Annotated in this window: 17 protein-coding genes and 1 riboswitch; of the genes, 8 read left to right on the forward strand and 9 right to left on the reverse strand. The window is 62.5% G+C overall.

Features of this window, described 5'->3' with window-relative positions; all coding sequences use genetic code 11:
- The coding region (locus H5T65_10810; GenBank protein ID MBC7259726.1) for a type II glyceraldehyde-3-phosphate dehydrogenase at positions 1 to 382 on the forward strand (382 nt) is incomplete at its 5' end.
- 47 nt (positions 383 to 429) lie between these two features.
- Complete coding sequence (locus H5T65_10815) at positions 430 to 1713, forward strand: iron-containing alcohol dehydrogenase (protein ID MBC7259727.1); 1284 nt, start codon at positions 430 to 432, stop codon at positions 1711 to 1713.
- Positions 1714 to 1799: 86 nt separating this feature from the next.
- On the opposite strand, the gene H5T65_10820 is transcribed toward H5T65_10815, so the two are convergent.
- The 5 genes from H5T65_10820 to H5T65_10840 all read right to left on the reverse strand — a co-directional run bounded on the left by H5T65_10820 (position 1800) and on the right by H5T65_10840 (position 6284).
- Entirely contained in the window at positions 1800 to 2501 is a 702-nt protein-coding gene (locus H5T65_10820) for a cyclase family protein (protein ID MBC7259728.1), read from the reverse strand.
- Between the two features lie 95 nt (positions 2502 to 2596).
- On the reverse strand, positions 2597 to 3595 hold the full coding sequence (locus tag H5T65_10825; GenBank protein ID MBC7259729.1) for a molybdopterin-dependent oxidoreductase: 999 nt from the start codon (positions 3593 to 3595) through the stop codon (positions 2597 to 2599).
- Positions 3596 to 3600: 5 nt separating this feature from the next.
- Positions 3601 to 4896: a xanthine dehydrogenase family protein molybdopterin-binding subunit gene (locus H5T65_10830; protein MBC7259730.1), complete on the reverse strand. Its 1296-nt coding sequence runs from the start codon at positions 4894 to 4896 to the stop codon at positions 3601 to 3603.
- A gap of 5 nt (positions 4897 to 4901) precedes the next feature.
- Positions 4902 to 5375 (reverse strand): (2Fe-2S)-binding protein, encoded by a 474-nt coding sequence (locus H5T65_10835; GenBank protein ID MBC7259731.1) that lies wholly within the window; start codon positions 5373 to 5375, stop codon positions 4902 to 4904.
- 21 nt (positions 5376 to 5396) lie between these two features.
- Complete coding sequence (locus tag H5T65_10840) at positions 5397 to 6284, reverse strand: xanthine dehydrogenase family protein subunit M (GenBank protein ID MBC7259732.1); 888 nt, start codon at positions 6282 to 6284, stop codon at positions 5397 to 5399.
- A gap of 1095 nt (positions 6285 to 7379) precedes the next feature.
- Here H5T65_10840 and H5T65_10845 point away from each other — a divergent pair.
- Genes H5T65_10845 through H5T65_10855 form a run of 3 tightly spaced genes read left to right on the forward strand, consistent with a single transcriptional unit; the run spans position 7380 to position 10393 of the window.
- A complete protein-coding gene (locus H5T65_10845) occupies positions 7380 to 8420 on the forward strand; it encodes a zinc-binding dehydrogenase (GenBank protein ID MBC7259733.1) in 1041 nt (346 codons plus the stop codon).
- A 55-nt stretch (positions 8421 to 8475) separates the two neighbouring features.
- Positions 8476 to 9930 carry a CoA-acylating methylmalonate-semialdehyde dehydrogenase gene (locus H5T65_10850; GenBank protein ID MBC7259734.1) on the forward strand — a complete coding sequence of 485 codons (1455 nt, stop codon included), beginning with the start codon at positions 8476 to 8478 and terminating at the stop codon, positions 9928 to 9930.
- A gap of 28 nt (positions 9931 to 9958) precedes the next feature.
- Positions 9959 to 10393, forward strand: coding sequence for a hypothetical protein (locus H5T65_10855; GenBank protein ID MBC7259735.1), 435 nt, complete (start codon positions 9959 to 9961; stop codon positions 10391 to 10393).
- Positions 10394 to 10503: 110 nt separating this feature from the next.
- Here the strand turns inward: H5T65_10855 and H5T65_10860 are convergent, their stop codons facing one another.
- Positions 10504 to 10884, reverse strand: coding sequence for a cupin domain-containing protein (locus tag H5T65_10860; GenBank protein MBC7259736.1), 381 nt, complete (start codon positions 10882 to 10884; stop codon positions 10504 to 10506).
- Positions 10885 to 11203: 319 nt separating this feature from the next.
- Here H5T65_10860 and H5T65_10865 point away from each other — a divergent pair, with 319 nt between their 5' ends.
- Entirely contained in the window at positions 11204 to 12322 is a 1119-nt protein-coding gene (locus H5T65_10865; protein ID MBC7259737.1) for a hypothetical protein, read from the forward strand.
- A gap of 143 nt (positions 12323 to 12465) precedes the next feature.
- The gene (locus H5T65_10870; protein MBC7259738.1) at positions 12466 to 12885 is read left to right on the forward strand and encodes a universal stress protein; all 420 of its coding nucleotides are present in this window, start codon (positions 12466 to 12468) and stop codon (positions 12883 to 12885) included.
- A gap of 175 nt (positions 12886 to 13060) precedes the next feature.
- Here H5T65_10870 and H5T65_10875 read toward each other — a convergent pair whose 3' ends face one another.
- Entirely contained in the window at positions 13061 to 14038 is a 978-nt protein-coding gene (locus H5T65_10875; GenBank protein ID MBC7259739.1) for a peptidylprolyl isomerase, read from the reverse strand.
- Positions 14039 to 14205: 167 nt separating this feature from the next.
- Positions 14206 to 14345, forward strand: a riboswitch (SAM riboswitch).
- A 164-nt stretch (positions 14346 to 14509) separates the two neighbouring features.
- Between H5T65_10875 and H5T65_10880 the strand changes: the two genes are divergently transcribed.
- A complete protein-coding gene (locus H5T65_10880) occupies positions 14510 to 15721 on the forward strand; it encodes a methionine adenosyltransferase (protein ID MBC7259740.1) in 1212 nt (403 codons plus the stop codon).
- Positions 15722 to 16102: 381 nt separating this feature from the next.
- Here the strand turns inward: H5T65_10880 and avd are convergent, their stop codons facing one another.
- Positions 16103 to 16447: a diversity-generating retroelement protein Avd gene (avd, locus tag H5T65_10885; GenBank protein ID MBC7259741.1), complete on the reverse strand. Its 345-nt coding sequence runs from the start codon at positions 16445 to 16447 to the stop codon at positions 16103 to 16105.
- Between the two features lie 11 nt (positions 16448 to 16458).
- Positions 16459 to 16818 (reverse strand): hypothetical protein, encoded by a 360-nt coding sequence (locus H5T65_10890; GenBank protein MBC7259742.1) that lies wholly within the window; start codon positions 16816 to 16818, stop codon positions 16459 to 16461.
- Positions 16819 to 16911 lie beyond the last annotated feature (93 nt).

A 16911-nucleotide genomic window follows, 5' to 3' on the forward strand; every position in this document is an offset into this window, starting at 1 on the left:
GCCGGTAACGCATGGGCATATCATCAATGTGGTGGCGACGCCGAAGAAGAGCGTGAGCGTGGAGGCGGTGCTGGAGGCGTTCCGCGCGCACCCGAGGATGCGTGTGGTGCGGATAGAGGACGGGTTTGACTCCAACACGGCGTTTTTCAAGTATGCGCGGGAATTAGGGAACAAGCGAGGGGACATGTACGAGATTGGGGTGTGGGAGGAGTGCGTGGCGAAGTCGGGGGAGGATGTGATGTTTGCGATCAACATTCCGCAGGAGGCGGTAACGATACCGGAGACGGTGGATGGGATACGGGCGTGCATGGAGATGCAGCGGGATCGGTTGGAGGCGGTGGGGCTGACCAACCGCTACCTGGGGCTTGTGCCGCGGCCTTGAGAGTGAGTTCCGCCTGTACTTGCATATCCAGATAAGGAGATGATGAGATGAGCGTGGAATTGGAGACGGTCATTCCTTTGAGCACGGCGAAGATGAAGTTCGGCCCAGGCGCCACGGAGGAGGTCGGCTACGAGGTGCGAATCCTGGGCGCGAAGAGGGTGCTCCTGGTCGCCGATAAACAACTCTGGCAGTTTGGGCTGATTGACCGAGTCAAGAACGCCCTGGAGTCCGAGGGCGTGGCGGTTGCGATCTACGACGATGTGCATGTGGAGCCTACCGATGAGTCGTTCACCAAAGCGGCGGAGGCGGTTAGGGATAAGCCCTTTGATGCGATTGTCGCTTTGGGTGGGGGCAGCACGATTGACACGGCGAAGGCTATCAACTTGCTGACCACCTATCCTGCCGACATTCACGACTACATCAACAAGCCCATCGGCAAGGGCAAGCCCGTGCCCGGGCCACTGAAGCCGCTGGTGGCCCTTCCGACGACAGCGGGTACCGGCAGCGAGACCACGCCTACCATCGCCCTGGAAGTGGTGTCGCTGCGGGTGAAAACGGGCATGTCGCACGCATACAATCGCCCAACGATGGCGATTGTGGATCCCCTGAACACCATGACCACGCCGCCTGCGGTTACGGCGTCAGCGGGTCTGGACGTGTTCACCCATGCGGCAGAGTCGTACACCATCAAGCCGTACAATGTGAGGCCGAAGCCGCACGATCCGGGCCAGCGGCCCGCGTACATCGGGGCGAACCCGATTTCGGATATCTGGAGCGAGAAGGCGCTGGAGTGGATGGGCAAGTACCTCAGGCGCGCGTACTACAACGGGTATGACCTGGAAGCCCGCACGTACATGGCGCTGGCGGCGTCGTTTGCGGGTATTGGGTTCGGCACAGCCGGGGTGCACATCCCGCACGCCTTGGGCTATCCCATTGCCGGCATGATTCGCGACTGGGTGCCCGAAGGGTATGCGGTGGATCACCCGATGGTGCCCCACGGCCTGGCGACGGCACTCACGGCACCGGCCAGTTTTCGCTTCACGGCGCCCAGCAGCCCGGAACGCCACGCGCGCATCGCCCAATTGCTCGGCGTAAACACGGAGGGCATGTCGGTCATGGACGCGGCGATGACGTTGCCCGCGGCGTTCACGCAACTTATGCGCGACCTGGATTGCCCCAACGGGCTTGCGGCCCTGGGCTATACGGAGGCTGACATCCCCGAGATGGTAGAGGGCGGCTGGAAGCAGCAGCGGCTTTTGGTTGGAAGCCCGCGGCCGCTGACGAAGAAAGACCTGGCGCGGATCTTTGAGGAGTCCATGGTGCTCTGGTAAGAGTCGGCGACACCGGATAGACAGAACATAAACCGCGACCCCCACGGGCTGGGACGGTCGCGGTTTGATGTGGGTGCATTGCGCGCCTATTCGTCAAGGATGGCGATGGCCCGCACCGGCGAACCGGTGCCCTTTCGGATTCGCAGGGGCAGCGCGATGAACGTGAACCGCTTACCCACAAGTTTGTCCAGGTTGCACAGGTTCTCTATGTGGGTTACGCGGCGCTCGGCGCACACCGTGTGGCACGGATAGGTCTTGTCCAACCACATGTCGGGGCTTGTGTTGTCCACGCCGAAGTTGACAGCGCCCTGGTCAATGATGAACTCGGTGGCGTCGCGCGTGAGGCCGGGCTGATGCGTTACGTACTCCGGCTTGCCATAGTAGCGGTCGTAGATGCCGGTGTAGAAGAGCACCGTATCGCCCGGGCGGATTTCCAGGTTCCAGCGTTTGAGTTCGGCCTTGATCTTATCGGCGCCGAACTGGGTCTGCGGCGGCACGTCGCTCACGTCAATGCAGATGGCTGACGTAACGCAATTCTCCAGAGGAATCTCGTCCACGGATGGCGCGTCGGGGTCCCGCGACAGGTGGCTCACGGAGTCAATGTGGGTGGGGCCATGGTCGCACATCATGATGCCACTGGAGCGATACGAGAAGCCGGTGCCGATCATGCGGGCCGATTCCTCGTGAGACATGTGCTCCCAGATCACCGTCTTGGCGTGCCCGGGGTACACGGGCATGCCGGTGTAGATTTCCTGACTGAGGTCAATGATCTTGCCCTTCAGGTTCATGTCCAGACCTCCCTGTGAGATGAATGGTTACGAGCCAGAGGACGGAGCGGGTTGTGGCTCCGTCCTCTGGATTGTGCCATTGGGGCGTGCGCGCGTCAAGCGCGGGCGGCTTCCAGGGCTTTGAGAATGCGCTCGGGCGTCGCCGGGTAGTCGGTAACCCAGACGCCGATGGCGTTGTGGATGGCGTTCAGGATGGCGGGGCCCGCCAGGCTTGCGGTCATCTCGCTGTAGCCTTTGGCGCCGCGGGGGCCATTCGGGTGTGGCACTTCCACGATGTCCTCCACCATTACGGGCGGCATGTCGGCGGCTGTCGTGATGACGTAGTCGGTCAGGTCATGGACGGCGAAGTCCATGCTGGGGTAGTAAGGGCAGATGTTCTCCGTGAGGCCGAAGCCGATGCCCATCATGGCGCCGCCGTTGTTCTGGCCCTTGCAGAGCAGGCGGTTCATTGCCTTGCCGACCTCAAAGACCTGGACCAGTTTTAGGACGTCCACGACGCCGGTTTCGGTGTCCACCTCTACTTCGGCGACACAGCAGCCGAATGCCAGAGAGGCGATGGCGGTCATCTTGCCGGTTTCTGGGTCAAACTGCTGACCCGGGCCGGGGGTGTACGCGCCTGTGCCGACCAGGAACTTGCCGCCCCAGTTGACCATAGCGCCCACCTCGCCCATGGTGAGCGATTTCTCCGGCACGCCTCTGACGAACACCTTGTTGTTGGCCACCTCCACGTCGGCGGGGCTGCACTCAAAGTATTCGGCGGCCCACTCGCGGATTTTCCGTTTCAGGTCTGCGGCCGCCGCCAGCACGGCATTGCCGTCCATGAACGTTACGCGGCTGGCGAAAGTGCCGGTGCACATGGGGCCGGTGTCGGTGTCAATGTTCTGATGGGTGATGTTTTCCAGGGGGACATCCAATTCGTCGGCGGCCAGTTGGCGCAGGATGGTTTTGCATCCCTGGCCGATGTCCACCGCGCCGTTCAACAGGTCAAAGGTGCCGTCTGGCTTGAGGCGAATCTGCGCCTGGCTGGGGTCGCCGCCGCCCTTCAGCCCTGCCGGGTGCGTGCCAACAGAAATGCCGATGCCTCGCTTTTTCATGCTTCCTACCTCCCTCGCGAACTCATGGCCTTCAGGTGAGCCGGAAGTTCAATGCCGGCCAGTTCGGCGGCCCGCTTCATGGCCTCAATCAGTCCGGCGGCTTCAACCTTGAACTGGGTTGCCCCGAGGTCCCCGTCGCGCCATGCGTTGATGAAGTGCACTTCCCACGGGTCCTTGCCGATGGCCTCGGCAACCCGGGCCGTCTGCAGTTGGTCTGCGGCCGTTCCGTTGATGATGCCAAAGCCGCGCATGGAACTGCACGGGGGCTTGTTGGTGAAGACGCAGATGCCGTCCACCCAGATGTTGGGGATGGCATAGGGCCCCGCGACGAGGATGGAGTTCTTGTCCACCACGTAAGGCCCCATGCCCGCGTAGCCACCCGTGTCGTGGACGGTCTTGACGTAGCGGGCGACGATGCGCCCGTCTTTCTTGACGCCGTCCTTGAAGTAGAAGGTCCAGGGGCCGCGCTTGGTGGTGTAGGCGGTCTCCTCGCGGCGGGTGTGCCGATACTTCACGGGCTTGCGAATCTTGAGGGCCATAAGCCCCGCCACGTGGTCGCAATGGATGTCGTTCTTGGAGCCAAAGCCGCCGCCGACGGTACCGCCGATGTAGCGGATTTTGTTCATCGGCAGGTTGAAGATGGCCGTCAGCATGCCCAGGTGGAAGTACAGGTCCTGGCTCACGGTGTAGATGGCCAGGCGGTCGGTCTCGTCAATGTAGGCCACCGAAACCTGGGGCTCCATCGGGGCGTGGTCGTTGGTGGCCGTGGTGTACGTGCCCTCCACGATGACGTCCGCTTCCGCGAAGCCTTTCTCCACGTCCCCGAAGCGGATTTTGCGGGTCTTGCCGCTGTTGAACTCCCAGACATTTCCCTCGGGCCGCACCAGGGGTGCGCCGGGCTCCATGGCCTTGAACGGGTCAAACACCGGCTCTTGTTCCTCAATGTCTATCTTGATCTTCTCAAGAGCCTCCATGGCGGTGTCTTCGTCCACGGCAGCCACGGCTGCGATGCGCTCGCCCTTGTAGCGGATGTGCTCCGGGGTGAAGACGGGCTGGTCGGGGATTAGCCCGTAGGCATTCTTCCCTGGCACATCCTTCGCCGTGATCACGCCGGCGACGCCGGGCATCCGCTCCGCTGCCGAGGTGTCCAGATGGCGGATGACGCCCTTGTGCACCGGGCTGGTGAGCACCTTGATGTAGAGCATGCCGGGGAGTTGGATGTCGTCCACGTACCGGGTTCGGGCGGTTACGTGGCCAATTCCATCGTAGCGTAGCACTGGTTTGCCTACATACTCTGCCATCGTTCCTACTCCTTGTACTTGCCGGCGGCCACTGCCTGAATGGCCTCAACAATTTCCACATACGCGCCGCAGCGGCACAGATTGCCGGAGATGCCCTCTACGATTTGCTCGCGCGTCGGCTTGGGGTTTTTATCCAGCAGGGCCTTGGCCGACATCAACATGCCGGGGGTGCAGAAGCCGCACTGCGCGGCGTAGTGCTCGTGGAACGCCTGCTGCAAGGGGTGCAACTTTCCGTCTTGCTGTAAGCCCTCCACGGTCTGGACGTTCTTCCCGGCCACCGTCAGGCCGATGGTCAGGCATGCGCGCACGGGTTCGCCGTTTACCAGGACGGTGCAGGCCCCGCAGTCGCCGTTGTCGCAGCCGCGCTTGGCGCTGACAACGTTGAGTTTCTCGCGCAGGACGTCCAGGAGTGTGTCGGTTGCCTTGACCAGGGTATCTACCGGCAGGCCGTTCAGGTTAAAGGAAAGTACGTATTTCATGGTCAACTTGCCTCCTTACCTCTAGATGGCAATGCCGGCAGCGGCAGCAAGGGCACGCGCCACCAAGACTTTGCCGGCCTTGCGCCGATACCAGGCGGTCGCGCGCTGGTCGTCTATCGGCGAACTCTCCGCGATGGCCAGTTCGGCCGCCTTCTCAATGCGGGCCTTGTCCAGGAACTCGGCCCCCTCCAGCGCCGACATGGGGAGGACGCACCCCTGGAGCACGCCCTCGGCCTTCTTGCAGCGCAGGGGAACGGGCGCCATGGCTCCCAGGGCCACCCGGGCGTCCACGCACTTCTGGCCTTTCTCCATTTCCACGTAGACGGCCACATTCACCACCGACAGCGTCATGGCTTTGCGGCGTCCCAATTTCAAGAAGACGGACTTGCCCTTCCTTACAGGGACGCGCACTTCCTTGATGAGTTCGCCGGGTTGGAGCACGGTTTGGCCGGGGCCTGTGAAGAAGTCCTCCACGGGCACTTCTCGCTCGCCCGTCGCGCTGACAAGGACAACGGTGGCTCCGAGGGCAATGAGCGGGGTTGCCAGGTCGGCGGCGGGGGATGCATTGGCCAGGTTGCCGCCGATGGTGCCGGCTGTGCGTATGGCCGGGCTTGCGGAGAGGCGTGCGGCCTCGGCTAGGGCTGCCGCTTTCTCGGCGATGAGCGGGCTGGCCGCGATCTTCGCGGTGGGAGTCGCCGCGCCGATGACCAGTTTGCCGTCCGCCTGCTCAATGTAATCCAGGCCGAGGTTGCCGATGTATACCAGGACCTCTGGCTTGAGTTCGTAGTAGTTCATCCGAGGGACCAGGTCTGTGCCTCCGGCCAAAACAGTTGCCTTCTCACCGTATTGCGCAAGGAATTTCAGCGCCTCTGTGAGTTCGGTCGGAGCAAAATACAAGACATCCTTCATGTTCAGCCCCCTTCTTTTGTGGTTACTGATCCAATTCTAGATAGCCGAATCCGTCCCAACGTCTGCGTACTTCGGGCGACCACCTCCTTTCGTCAGCGCGCCACCGGGCGGGGGCACAGGGCCAAGCCGGTCGGGCGATGCCAGCAACAGCCTGTTCAGGGGCATTGTTGAGCAACCGAGTGCTTTGCCGTAGGCAGTGGTAGGTGCGGGCACCGAGAGGCCGATTCCCTGCCCGCCGCCGGTGTGCTGCGCTGCACACGCCAACCATTCGCAGAGTGTGATGTGAACATGTCAGGCGGCCTAATTCTAACGTTGTAACTATTATATTCTACCACATTCTTGCCGCCAAGTCAAGGGGTTTGGGGGATTTTTTACACTTTCTGCAAAATACATCCCGGCGGCCGGCGGGGCGGGGGGCGGGTGGCCCATCATTGGCAGCGAGGTGGAGCCATCCCGCGTCTGCATGGGATTGGTTCGGGGCTTCGCCCCTGCCGTGACGAGCGCTAGCACACTTTAGAGCCGAGTCGCCGTGGGCGTGTTGCCGGCGGTGTAGCGCGTCTTGCCCTATATGCTTCGTAAAGCAATTCCGCCGATTTGGACCCGGTACTGGTGGCGGTGATGGCGGTGGAGGTCGGATGGTCGGTGAACAGAAAGAGGCAGGGGGCAGTATGGAAACCTGCCTTACGTTCCATGTGGTTCAGGCTGCCGCGTATCGGTCTGCCTAATTCGCACCGATGCGTCTGCCACAAGGGCGCCGACAATGGCCAGCAAGGCCACCAGCGCCAGCGGGATCGCCTGCCGTAAGGGTTGAGGGGCAAGGACGGGAACCTGCCCTACGCTCGCAACAGGTTGGTGCCACAATGCCGAAATGCGTAGGGTGGCTTCCCATAGACGCTGTAGGCGGGAGGGTGCGGGAACCTGCCCCTACTGGCTCCCACCGAAATGCCATACACTGCTCGATGTGCGTGGCACTTGACAGAAGCCCGTTCTTCCGCTACAATGGGAGTGAATTCTAACGTTGGAAATCCTCTCCAGCGGATGGCGCAGCAAGCAACAGCAAGAAGGCGGGCCTGATGCCAGCCGGAAAGGAGCGCGATGAAAGCCGTTGTGTACTACGAGCGGGCCGGTGGCGCGGTGGAAATCCGCGATGTCCCCATCCCCACCTTTGGCCCGGACGAATGCCTGGTCAAGGTGCGCTACTGCGGCGTCTGCGGCACCGAACTTCACCTGTTCCACGGGCAACTGAACTCCTTGGCCCATCCCCCCGTGATTCTGGGCCACGAGTGGTGCGGCGAAGTGGCGGAGGTTGGGGAGCGCGTGCAAGGGCTCCGGCCCGGCGACCGGGTGGTTTCGGAGACGGCGGCCTACACCTGCGGCACGTGTTCGTTCTGCCGTTCGGGTGAATATCACCTGTGTCCCCAGCGGCTGGGGTTTGGCTACGGGGTGGACGGCGCTTTCACGTCCTACGTTCGGGCGCGGGCCGTCTTGCTTCATCATGTCCCAGAAGAAGTTACAGATGAGGCGGCCGCCATGTGCGAGCCCATTTGCGTGGCCTACAACGCGCTGTTTGAGAAGAGCCGAATCCGCCCCGGCGACACGGTCGTGATTATCGGCCCGGGGCCGGTGGGCCTGTTTGCGCTGCAACTGGCGAGACTCGCGGGCGCGGGCACCGTGATGGTAACCGGCACGAGCAGGGACAAGGGACGTCTGGCGTTGGCGAAGCAACTCGGCGCCGATTTCACCGTGGTCGTGCCCGACGAGGACCCCGTGCCCCTGGTCCGTGGCGTTGGGGATGGGATGGGGGCGCATCTGGTGGTGGACTGCGCCGGCACTGGGCCTGCCGTGCAGCAGGCCATAGACCTGGTGAGGCGCAACGGCCAGATTACGAAGATCGGCTTCGCCCTCACGCCGCTGAACCTAACGCTGGACGAGATCGTAACGAGGGGCATCACGTTGCAGGGTTCTTTTAGCCACAATTGGAGAACGTGGGAGGCGGTACTTGAACTGTTGCGCCTGGGTCGCATTCAGACGGAGCCGATGCTCAGCGCGATCCTGCCCATCACATCCTGGCGCGAGGCCTTTGAGCAATTGGAATCGCAGCAGGCCGTGAAAATCCTGCTTCATCCGGTGGACTGAAGCGGCGCTTTTGCGTCCCGCCGCGGTATAAAGATTGAGTTGACGGAGGAAGCCAATGGAACCGAAGGTGCTGAAGAACTACGTCGGCGGCGAATGGGTGGCCTCGGAGGCGTCCGATGCGCGCGATGTCGTGAATCCGGCCACAGCCGAAGTCCTGGCCCGCGTGCCCATGTCCACGGCGCGGGAGGCTTGCGAAGCCGTGGATGCGGCGCAAGAGGCTTTCTGGGCCTGGCGCTGCACCCCGCCGATTACCCGCGCGCGTTACATGTTCCGCCTCAAGGCGCTCATGGAGGAGAACTTTGAGAAGATCGCCGAACTCAACACATTGGAGAACGGCAAGACGATTGACGAGTCGCGCGGGGAGGTGCGCCGCGCGATTGAGAACGTGGATGTGGCCTGTGGGATTCCGTCGCTGATGATGGGGTACAACGCGGAGGATATCGCGGAGGGGATTGATTCTTTCGCGCTGCGGCAGCCCCTGGGCGTCTTTGTCCACCTCGCGCCCTTCAATTTCCCGGCCATGGTCCCATATTGGTTTATTCCCTACGCGCTGGCAACCGGCAACACGTTTGTCCTGAAGCCGTCCAGCCAGACCCCGATGACGCAGAATCTCTTGGCGCGCTTGTTGGAAGAGACCGAACTCCCGGAAGGCGTGTTCAACCTGGTGAACGGTTCGGCGGAGGTGGCGGAAGCCCTCATGTCGCACCCGAAAGTCAAGGGGGTTACGTTTGTCGGGTCCACGCCGGTAGGGAAGCACGTGTATGCGTTCAGCGCGAAATATGGCAAGCGCGCCATCGTTCAGGGAGGCGCGAAAAACTTCCTGGTGGTCATGCCCGACGCGGACATTCCCCGCACCGTTGCGGCCATCCTGACCTCGGCGTTCGGTTGCGCCGGCCAGCGATGCCTGGCGGGCTCGGTGATTCTGGCCGTAGGTAAAGCGTATGACGATCTGGTTCCGCTTTTGGTGGAGGCCGCGTCGCGCCTCAAGGTGGGGTACGGTTTGGATCAGGCTACCCAGATGGGGCCGGTGGTTTCCGCGGCGGCCAGGGACAAGGTCGTCGGATACATTGACGTGGGCGTGGCCGAGGGCGCTCGTTTGCTGTTGGACGGGCGCGGCGTCGTGGTTCCCGGCTACGAGAAGGGGTGCTTTGTCGGCCCCACGATCTTTGACCGCGTTACGCCGGAGATGACTATCGCCAAGGACGAGATTTTCGGGCCGGTGCTGGGCATCACACAGGTGGATTCGCTGGAGCAGTGCTACGACATCATCGCCGCCTCGCCCTTCGGGAATGCGGCCAGCGTCTTCACCTCCAGTGGCAAGGTGGCGAGGGAGTTCGCCTACCGTGTGGAGTGTGGGAACATCGGGGTCAACATCGGGATCGCAGCGCCCATCGCGTTCTTCCCGTTTGGTGGGATGAAGGATTCCTTCTTCGGGACGCTTCACGGGCAGGGGCAGGACGCCATCCGTTTCTTCACGGACGAGAAAGTTGTCCTGAGCCGGTGGTTCTAGGCGCAGGGTCAACAGCGCAGGAGGGCGCATGGAACTGGAGATCAACAACTTCGGGGCGGTGCTGCAATACGGGATGTATCTGGAGCAGGAGTCTGCGCGCTTCTACGCCGAGACGGCGCAGAAAGCCCAGGACGGACGACTTCGCGGGATGCTGACCGACCTGGCCGACGAGGCGCAGCGGCGGCAGAAGACGCTGGAGCGTATCCGACGCGAGAACGTAACCGAGATGATTTTGACGCCGATTTACGACTTTCACAGCCGCGACTACCGGCCGGACTTTGAGGTTTGGAGCGGCGACGGGGCGCTGCGCGACGCGGCGGTGCAAGTGGAGAGGGTAAAAGAACGCTACTACTCCGATGCCCGGCGGCGAATAGAACTGGCTGAGGCGGGGCGGGCACTCGGTCGTCTGGCGCGGGGCAGCCAGGAAGCCGCGGAATCGCTCGCGGCGCTGGGCCTGGGGTAAGGTTCCCCCAAGGCGCTCCGCAAGCAGGGTAAGCATAGCAACCGGGCAGGGCAACCCCTGCCCGGTCTTTGCATCTGCCACTCATCGGGCACGAGCAGTCGCGCCGAAGGTTACTTGATGAGGTGATCCTTGCGGTATTTTTCCGGAATGAACGGCGGCGATACGGCGGACAGCACCTTCAGAACCTCGGTGCCCTCGGTGTTGATGAGTTGATGCACGGTGCCTTCTGGCACGTAGACGACCATGCCCGGCTCCAGTGCCATCTCCTCATCGCCCACCCGGATGCGGCCCCGACCGGAGACGCAGTAGAAGATCTCTTCCTGGTCCTCGTGGGAGTGGGGGTTGCTGGTGAATCCAGGGTCCACGGAACTGGTCCCCATCCACAGGTGCTTGGTGCCCATGTTCCAGGGGGCGGCGAGGTGGCGGATGACACGCTGGTGCGGTGGGCCGATGTAGTCGGCTTCGGCGTCCTTCTCGTGGATGAACTTCATGGCGATTCCCTCCCCTTTTGTCCCAAAGTTATCCTCGCGGCCGGATGCTGCGGATCCCGGCGTCGCGGCGTGGCTGTAGCCGAATGCACGCTCATCATAACACCAGGACGGTCCGTTGTCAATGCTTTGTGCGCTCGGTAATCAGTCTGTGAGTTCGGTCTGCTCCCGTGCAATGTCCGTTCGCGTCCTTCGTGCTCCAATTACCCCGCACATTGACACCCGCCGCAACCTCTGCTACTATCCCGTCAACCCAATCGTGCACGGCACCCGCGAGGGCGGCGCGGTTCGCGGGTGGCGTGCCGCCAACAGGAGAATGTCCATGCGCGTTCGCAAGATTGACACCAACAACCGCCGCGATGTACGCGATTTCATCCAACTCCCGTTTAACATCTACAAGGGCAACGCCCAGTGGGTTCCGCCCATCCTGCCGGAGATTCAACTGGTGTTCAATCGCAAGAAGCACCCCTTCTACCGGCATTCCGACGCCGATTTCTTCGTGGTGGAGGATGGAAAGCGGATGTTGGCGCGCGTGGCCGTGATGGAAAACCGCAACTACAACCGCCACCACGGCGTGAAGGATTCGTTTTTCTACTATTTTGACGCCTACGACGACCCCGAAGCGGTGCGCCTACTGTTTGACGCGGCCTTTGACTGGGCGCGGGCGCGGGGGCTGACGCGCATGATCGGCCCCAAGGGGTTCCTCCAGGGCGACGGCATGGGCGTGCTGGTGGAGGGTTTTGAGCACCGCCCTGCCGTCGGCATCCCCTACAATCACCCGTACTACGACGCCCTGCTCACCGCCTGCGGGTTTGAAAAGGAGACGGATTTCTCGTCGGGCTACCTGCCCGGCGACCACGAACTGGATGCCCGCTTCTACGAGGTGGCCGAGAAGGTGAAGGCGCGCCGCGGATTCCACATCAAGTCCTTCGCCAGCGAGAAGGAACTGCGCGAGTGGATTCCGCGCATCGGCAAGGTGTACAACGACTCGTTCGTGAACAACTGGGAGTACTGCCCCATCACGCCCGAGGAGATGAAGGTCATCGGCGACCGGCTTCTCGCCATCGCCCACCCGCGCCTCATCAAACTCGTGATGAAGGGCGATCAGCCCATCGGCTTCGTGTTCGGGTTCATGGATATCTCGGCGGCCATCCAGAAGACCAAAGGGCGGGTCTGGCCCTTCGGGTGGATTTGGCTGTTGCGCGAGTTCAAGCGCACGAAGTGGGTCAACTTCAACGGCACGGGGTTGTTGCCGGAATACCAGGGCCTGGGAGGCAACGCGATTCTGTACACCGAACTGGCCAAAAGCGCGCGCGACTTCGGATTCCAGCACGCCGACATCGTACAGGTGGAGGAGCAGAACATGAAGAGCCTGGGCGATATGGCGGCAATCGGCGTGCGTTGGTACAAGCGGCATAGGCTGTATCGCCGGGCGCTGTGAAGCGGTCAGCGGTCGGCCTCAGGGATTGGCTTCCAGCATTCTTGGCATCCTGTTGGCCTGTGGGGGGGGTCTCGGTGGGGTTGCGCACCCTTTTGCCGTATGCTATGCTGTAATCGGTAGCGGCGCTGCCAAGGAGGTGCGACATGTTTCGGAAGATACTGGTAGGGGTGGATGGTTCCGAGCACGGGTACAAGGCGGCGAAGGTTGCGGGGGAACTGGCCCGATACATGCAGGCAGACCTGTGGGTGGTGGTATCCTTTGAGGAGGTGCCGAGATACCTGGGGGACTCCCATCTGCAGGAAGCGATGACGGCGCGCATCAGGGAGGCGCACGAGATTCTCCGGCGCGCCCAGGAGGGCATCGGGACGATCCCCGGCACGCTGACGCCCGAGGTGCTGGAAGGCCCGCCCGCGGAGGCCATTCTCGTTGCGGCGGATGTGCACGGCGTGGACTTGATCGTCATGGGAACTCGCGGCCTGGGGCGACTGGCGGGGCTGCTCCTCGGAAGCCAAAGCCAGAAGGTGGCCGCGCACGCCAAGTGTCCGGTGCTGCTGGTGCGTTAGCGTCTCGCCACGCTATTGCGTCCGCGAATCGCGCGACCGGTGTGCGTTTCCGCCGTGTGTTGTGGCGCGCAGGGGCGGATCTGGCAGTCGCCCTTCCTACTGGCGGGAAGGCGCGAAGTGAGACCCGCCCCACCTGTGGAGGTTCGCGGTGAGCGTCCGTGCGTGAGCCGGCGGGCTACTGCCAGGTCAGCAGTTCCTCAATCTTGGCCTGGTCGCGCTGGGCCGAGAACCACTCGCTGAAGGCCTGCTCCTGCATCTGTTCCAGCATCTCGGCGTCCAGCGGGCGCACTTCCTTGCCCAGGACCTTGATGATGTGATAGCCGAAATCGGTCTGCACGGGCTGGCTGATCTCGCCCACGGCCAGGGAGAACGCGGCCTCCTCAAAGGCGGTTACCATCACCCCGCGCGGGAACCATCCCAGGTCGCCGCCCGAATCCTTGGAGCCGGTGTCCTGCGAATACTGCACGGCGAGTTCCTCAAACGTCTTGCCGGCCTTGAGTTCGTCCAGCACCTTCTGGGCGGTCTCGGCGTCGGCGACGAGGATGTGCTGCGCGTGCACCTGTTCGGCTTCGGTGGGGCCGCCGTGGCGCTTCACCAGTTCGTCCACCACCATAGAATCGCGGATGCGGTCGCGGAAGTAGGCGTCGGTGATCTTGTTGACGGCCAGGAAGTTGTCCCAGTCGGTGTAGATGCCGCTGGACAGGATGGACTGGCGCGTGGACTCAATCTCCTGGGCGAGGGCGTCGTCGCTGATGACAATGCCCTCGGTCGTCGCCAGTTGGCGCGCCAGTTCCAGGTTGATGAGTTGCCAGTAGGTCTGCTGCTCAATCTGGGGCAGGTAGGTTTGAATCTGCGGGTCGCTCCAGTCCAGGGCATACTGCTCGGTGATGTAGATGAGTTGCCGCTCCAGTTCGCCCATGTAGAGTTCGGACGCGATGGCAACGCCGTTGACGACGGCGACGTTCGGGCCGGTGGGGGTGTTCACCAGTTGCATGGCGACGTCCACGCCGCCGACGGAGGGAATGGGCTCGGGGGTGGGGGTCGCGGTCGGCACGGGCGTGTCGGTGGGGGCGGGGGTGGCTTTGCCGCCGCACGCCGCCAGCAACAGGGCCAGCGCCAGGGCAAGGCCCAGCGCCAGGGTCTTCTTGTTCATTCGTTTGCTCCTCATCATAAAAATCGGGAGGGGGCCAGGGGCACCCCTCGCATTCCGTGTAAACGCATTGTAGCACCGTTTGGGCGCGAGGGGAAATCGGCGCAGGCGGTTTTTTGACAAGTGCCCCGTTCCGTGCTATCATCTCGCCACAACCGAATACGACTGGACGCTCATCCAGAGGGGTGGAGGGACCGGCCCTGTGAAACCCCGGCAACCAGAACGGCGGGTCAAGGCCCGTCGGGGGCAAAGACCCCGTTCATGGTGCCAATTCCGGCAGACCGCACCGAGCGAGTCTGAAAGATGAGAGGTGCCTTGAAACTCTCTCATCTTGAGGGAGTTTTCTTTTTGTCCAAACCGGTAGGCGTTCACCGCCGGGAGCGCAGAAAACACTGAGAGTTCTGATGAAAACCTCTGCGCCCTTTGTTCTGCAGCGAAAACTCTTGAAACTACATTCAGAAAGGAGTACAATCCATGAGCACCACATTCGCCACATCGCCGAAACTGTACCTGACATCGGAATCGGTAACCGAAGGCCACCCCGACAAGGTCTGCGACCAGATTTCCGACGCCATCCTGGACGCCATCCTGGCGCAGGATCCGGACGCGCGCGTGGCCTGCGAGTGCAGCGCCACCACGGGCCTGGTGGTCATCATGGGCGAGATCACTACGTCGGCCTACGTGGATATGGCCGAGATCGCCCGCAAGACCATCCGCGACATCGGCTACACCCGCGCCAAGTACGGGTTTGACGCCGACACGTGCGGGGTCATCGTGTCGGTGAAGGAGCAGTCGCGGGACATCGCGCTGGGCGTGAACCAGGCGCTGGAAGCCAAGCGCGGCGAGATGACCGACGAGGAGATTGAGGCCATCGGCGCGGGTGACCAGGGGATGATGATCGGCTTCGCCTGCGACGAGACGCCGGAGTATATGCCGCTGACCATCTCGCTGGCGCACCGCCTGTGCCGCCGCTTGGCCGAGGTGCGCAAGGCGAAGATTCTGCCCTGGCTGCGGCCGGATGGCAAGTCGCAGGTTACGGTGGAGTACGCCTACGGCAAACCCAAGCGGGTGGACACGGTGGTGGTTTCGGCGCAACACGACCCCTCGATTACGCATGACGAGGTGGAGGCAGGCATCATGGAGCACGTCATCCGCGCCGTGATTCCCGCTCACATGTTGGACGACCAGACGAAGTACTATGTCAACCCGACGGGGCGGTTTGTCATCGGTGGGCCGATGGGCGATTCGGGGCTGACGGGGCGCAAGATCATCGTGGACACCTACGGCGGTGTGGTGAGGCACGGCGGCGGGTGCTTCTCGGGCAAGGATCCGACGAAGGTGGACCGTTCGGGGGCCTACGCGGCGCGATACATCGCGAAGAACATCGTTGCGGCGGGCCTGGCCGACCGCGTGGAGATTCAGGTGTCCTACGCCATTGGCGTGGCGCGGCCGCTGTCGCTGATGGTGGAGACCTTCGGCACGGGGCATGTTCCCGACGACAAGATCATAGAACTGGTCAAGAAGCACTTTGACCTGCGTCCGGCGGCCATCATCCGCGACTTTGACCTGCGGCGGCCGATTTACAGGCAGACGGCGGCCTACGGGGCCTTCGGGCGCGACGATCTGGACCTGCCCTGGGAGCGCACCGACAAGGCGGAGTTGCTGCGGAAGGAGGCGGGGCTGTAGGCATCGGGCGGGTTCGCAACTTGCCCTGCATGCACGCACCGAATCCGATGGCCCTGCCGCAAGCGTCGCCGAAAGGCTACCACAGGCGGCAGGGCTTTTCTATATTCGCCCGACGCGATAGGGGAGCGTCGGCCAGGGACAGGTCGCGCCGTCTTTTGCTCTTGGGCCTCGGCCCGCGTCGCGAGCGACCCGTGGCATTGCTGGCCCGAGACGAAAAGTCGTGAGAGACGAGACGAAAACCGATGTTGTTGTTGGAGTTGTTCGGGTTGTTCCTGTTGCGGTTCTCGCAGCGAGCGTTGTCTTGATTGTTGTTCCAAGACCCGCCGCGCAGTCCATGTCTCGTTCTCAACCTGCCCCCGCGTTCTGGACGCAGAGCGCCCGTTACGCTTCCTGGATGGATCGCCGCCAGCCTCCGAGCAGATTCCCCACCTCTGTAACCATTTCTGCCACGTGTTTGTACTGGCGGGGAGTGATAATCTCCAAGTCCTGGCAAAGTCGCAAATAGAAGCGAAGTTTGGTTAGGTCTACGTCTGCATCGGCCAATGCCTGCTGCCGGATTTTTCCTCTTGCAAGTCCGGCCTCAATCAGCCGCTCCTGAAAACGGAGGGCCGTCTCCTGCACGGCTCGGGCAAGGACAAACCTGTGCTCCCGCGGAAACTTGACGGTGGCTGGGATCAACCAGGCGAGCAAGTCATACGTCTTGGAGAAGATTGGCGACTGTGTCATAGATAACCCTCTTACAGCACGACTTGGCCCAGGACCGCGCGCCGCAATCCCCAGGTGTCGCCATAGCGCACATGGTTGATCCACCCTAGGATGGAGGCCACCACCCGTTCGGCAGGCAGCGTGTCCTTATCTTCTTCGTATGCGCGTAGGAGTCTTTTGAGAGCGCGCCGGTATTGGATGACCTTGCGGCGCTTCACGCGCCGGTGCGTGGGGAACACAACGAATCCGAGAAACGGGAACCCCTCGGTTACCGGCCGAGGGTGGGCGCCCGCGTGTATTGTCAGGCGCAGTTGGCCCAGTTGCTCCTCGGCTGCCTGCTGCCATTCCCTCAGCGTTTCTTTGGAATCGGAGAACAGCAGCATGTCATCCACGTACCGCACGTAGCCGGCGCAGAGCGGTACGCGAAATACAGGTTGTCCCAGTCACTGACACGAAAATACAGGTTGCGGTACGTTTTCAAAAGG

The sequence above is a fragment of the Chloroflexota bacterium genome (assembly GCA_014360805.1).
Lineage (GTDB): Bacteria > Chloroflexota > Anaerolineae > DTLA01 > DTLA01 > DTLA01.